General features: G+C 73.6%; 1 pseudogene. It reads right to left on the bottom strand.

Features of this window, described 5'->3' with window-relative positions:
* A pseudogene (locus tag EEJ42_RS53780) lies at positions 1 to 3,774 on the bottom strand (type I polyketide synthase); the annotation flags it as partial.
* Positions 3,775 to 3,941: the final 167 nt, after the last annotated feature.

The raw sequence follows: 3,941 nt of genomic DNA on the forward strand, positions 1-3,941 counted from the left end.
AAGGCGTGGGAAACGGTGAGGCGTCGGGTCTTGATGCCGCGTTCGGCGAGGGTGGCGGCGATGTCGGTGGTGGCTTGTTCGTCACCGGAGATGACCACGGAGGTGGGCCCGTTGATGGCGGCGATGGCCACTTCGTCTTCGCGGCCTTCCAGCAGCGGGCGCAGCTGCTCCTCGGTGGCGCGCACCGAGATCATGGCGCCCCCGGCGGGGAGCCCTTGCATCAGCGACCCGCGGGCGGCGACCAGGTAGCAGGCGTCGTCCAGGGTGAGGATTCCGGCGATGTGGGCGGCGGTGAGTTCGCCGATGGAGTGGCCGGTGACGTAGTCGGGCGTGACGCCGAAGGATTCCACGAGGCGGTAGAGCGCGGTCTCCAGGGCGAACAGCCCGGCCTGGGTNGACGCCGAAGGATTCCACGAGGCGGTAGAGCGCGGTCTCCAGGGCGAACAGCCCGGCCTGGGTGGAGCGGGTCTGGTTCAGCGGGCCCTGGTCGTCGGCGAAGACGATGTCCTTGATGGGCTGTTCGGCGTCCAGGTACTGGTCCAGCGTGGCGCAGACCTCGTCGAAGGCGCGCGCGAACACCGGGAACGCCTCGTACAGCCCCCGGCCCATGCCGAGGCGCTGACTGCCCTGGCCGGTGAACAGGAACGCGGTCTTGCCCGGGTGGGACGTGCCGCGGACCAGGGCCGGGGACGGTTCGCCGCGGGTGAGGGCTTCCAGCGCGCGGTCGAACGCCTCGCGCTCGTCCGCCACCACCACGGCCCGGTGCTGGAAGAGGGACCGCGTGGTGGCGAGCGCGTGAGCGACTCGGTCCGGGCGCAGCTCGGGGCTCAGGGTGCGCAACTGCCGGGCCTGGGCCTGGAGGGCCTGCTCGCTCTTGGCGGACAGGATCCAGGGGACCGTGGTCGGCTGCGGCGCGGTGTCCGTGGCCGGTTCGAGGCTCTCGGACTTGGGGGCCTGCTCCAGGATGAGGTGGGCGTTGGTGCCGCTGATGCCGAAGGCGGAGACGGCGGCGCGACGGGGGTGGCCGTTCTCGGGCCAGGGCCGGGCCTCGGTGAGCAGTTGCACGCTGCCGGTGGTCCAGTCGATGTGCGGGCTGGGCTCATCGACGTGGAGGGTCTGGGGGAGGGTGCCGTGGCGCATGGCCTGGATCATCTTGATGACGCCACCGATACCGGCCGCCGCTTGGGCGTGGCCGATGTTGGACTTGAACGAGCCCAGCCACAGGGGTTCGTCGCGGTTCTGTCCGTACGTGGCGAGGAGAGCCTGTGCCTCGATGGGATCGCCGAGCGTGGTGCCCGTGCCATGGCCCTCCACCGCGTCCACCTGGTCGGGAGTCAGCCCGGCGTTGGCCAGTGCGGCGTTGATGACGCGCTGTTGCGAGGGGCCGTTCGGCGCGGTGAGGCCGTTGCTGGCGCCGTCCTGGTTGACTGCCGAGCCGCGGATGACGGCCAGGACGGTGTGTCCGTTGGCCTCGGCGTCGGAGAGCCGTTCGAGCAGGACCATGCCCGCGCCCTCGGCCCAGATCGTGCCGTCGGCGGCCGCGGAGTAGGACTTGGCCCGGCCGTCGGGTGCCAGCCCGCGCTGTCGGCTGAACTCCAGGAACATCCCGGCGTTGGCCATCACGGTGGCGCCACCGGCGAGGGCCATGGAGCATTCGTCGCTCCGTAGCGACTGGCAGGCCATGTGGAGCGCCACCAGCGACGAGGAGCACGCGGTGTCGACGGTGACCGCCGGGCCTTCGAAACCGAAGGTGTACGCCACACGCCCGGACGCCACGCTCGCCGTCGTACCCGTCAGCAGGAAGCCGTCGACGGGCTCGCTGCCCTCGTGGACGAGGGAGCCGTACTCCTGGGTGACGACTCCGGCGAAGACGCCGGTGGCGCTGCCGTCCAGGGTGTCCGGGCGCAGCCCCGCGTCCTCGAACGTCTCCCACGCCGTCTCCAGCAGCAGCCGCTGCTGGGGGTCGAGCGCGAGGGCCTCGCGGGGACTGATGCCGAAGAACTCGGCGTCGAACTCGGCCGCGTCGTAGAGGAACCCGCCCTCGCGGGCGTAGGTCTTGCCGCGCACATCGGGGTCGGGGTCGTACAGGTCGTCGAGGTTCCAGCCGCGGTTGTCCGGGAACGCCCCGACCGCGTCGCGGCCCTCGGCCACCAGCCGCCACAGCTCCTCCGGTGTGCTCGCGCCACCGGGGAAACGGCACCCCATGCCGATGACCGCGATCGGCTCGCCGTCGTCCGTGGCGGGCGCGGTGGCCGTGGCGGCTGCGGTGTCGGTGGCGGGCGGGGTGCTCGCGGTGTCCGTCGCCTCGGCGGGGGCCACCGGCAGCGGGGCGCCGCCGACCAGTTCGTCCCTGAGGTGGGTGATCAGGGCGGCGGGCGTGGGGTGGTCGAACAGCATGGTGGACGGCAGATGCAGCCCCAGCGCCTCACCCAGGACGATGAGCAGTTCGATGCCCGCGAGCGAGTCGAACCCCAGGTCCTTGAACGACGTTCCGGGGTCGATGGCGGGCGGCGAGCTGTGGCCCAGAACGGTGCCGATGTGCAGGCGGAGGACGTCCAGCAGCAGGTCGCGCTGTTCGGCCTCGGGCAGCCCGGCCAGCCGCCCGCGCAGCGAGGTGTCCTGGCCGGTGTCGCCCGCCCGGTCGGCGGGCGCGGGCTGGGCGGGGAGCAGGTCGGCGAGCAGCGGGGACAGCGGGCTCGACGCCCGCTGCGCGCGTGCGCCGGTGACATCGAGCCCGGTGGGTACGAGCGCCGAGCGCCCGGTCGCGAGGGCCGCGTCGAAGAGCGCGAGCGCCCGCGCGGTGGGCATCGGCGCCAGCCCCTCGCGGCTCATCCGGGCCAGGCCCCGCCGGTCCAGGGTGCCGCCCATGCCGCCGTCCTCCGCCCAGAGACCCCAGGCGAGGGAGGTGGCGGGCAGACCGTGTCCGCGGCGGTGGTGGGCGAGCGCGTCGAGGAACGCGTTGGCGGCGGCGTAGTTGGCCTGTCCCGCCGTGCCCAGGGTGCCCGCCACGGAGGAGAACAGTACGAACGCGGTCAGGTCGGCGTCCCGGGTCGCCAGGTGGAGGTTCCACGCGCCGTCGGCCTTGGGGTGCAGCACCGTACCCAGCCGGTCCCGGTCGAGTTCGGTGACCACGCCGTCGTCCAGGACGCCCGCGCAGTGCACCACCGCGCCGAGCGGACGGTCCTGGGGCAGGGCCGCCAGCAGTGCGGCCAGGGCCTCGCGGTCGCCGATGTCGCAGGCGGCGACGGTGACCTCGGCGCCGAGCGCGGTCAGCTCCTCGGCGAGGGGGCCCGCCGCGTCGGGACCGCTACGGCTGGTCAGCAGCAGCCTTCTGACGCCGTGCCGGGTGACCAGGTGGCGCGCGAGGAGGGCGCCGAGGGCGCCGGTGCCGCCGGTGATGAGCACCGTTCGCCGGGCGTCGAAGGTGGTGGCGGGCTGAGGCGGTTCCGACGCCAGAGGGGTGAGGCGGGGGACACGTAACCCGCCTTCCCGTACGGCGAGTTGGGGTTCCCCGATGGACAGGGCCGCCTCGATGGCCTCTTCGGAGGCCCGCGAGCCGTCCACGTCGAGGAGGGTGAACCGGTCGGGGTGCTCGGTCTGGGCCGAGCGGATCAGGCCCCACACCGAGGCCGCGGCGGGATCGGCACCGCTTCCGGTGTCCAGCTCCGTGGACACGGCACCCTCGGTGAGGACCACCAGGCGGGTGTCCGGCGCGCCGTCGGCCAGGACCGTCTGGAGCAGGTCCAGGGCGTGGCGCGTCGCGCCGTGTGCCGCCTCGGCCGGGTCGTTTTCGGCGGCTCCGGCGCACCGGGCGACGACCCTCTCCGGCCGGGTCGCGCCGGACCGCAGTGCCGCGCGCAGGGCGTCGGCGTCCGGGTACGTCTCGGCAGCGGGGCCGAGCGCGGCCAGCGCCGCGGCGACCAGCCGGTCACCCGCGTCCC

Source organism: Streptomyces botrytidirepellens (genome assembly GCF_003721215.1).
GTDB lineage: Bacteria > Actinomycetota > Actinomycetes > Streptomycetales > Streptomycetaceae > Streptomyces > Streptomyces himastatinicus.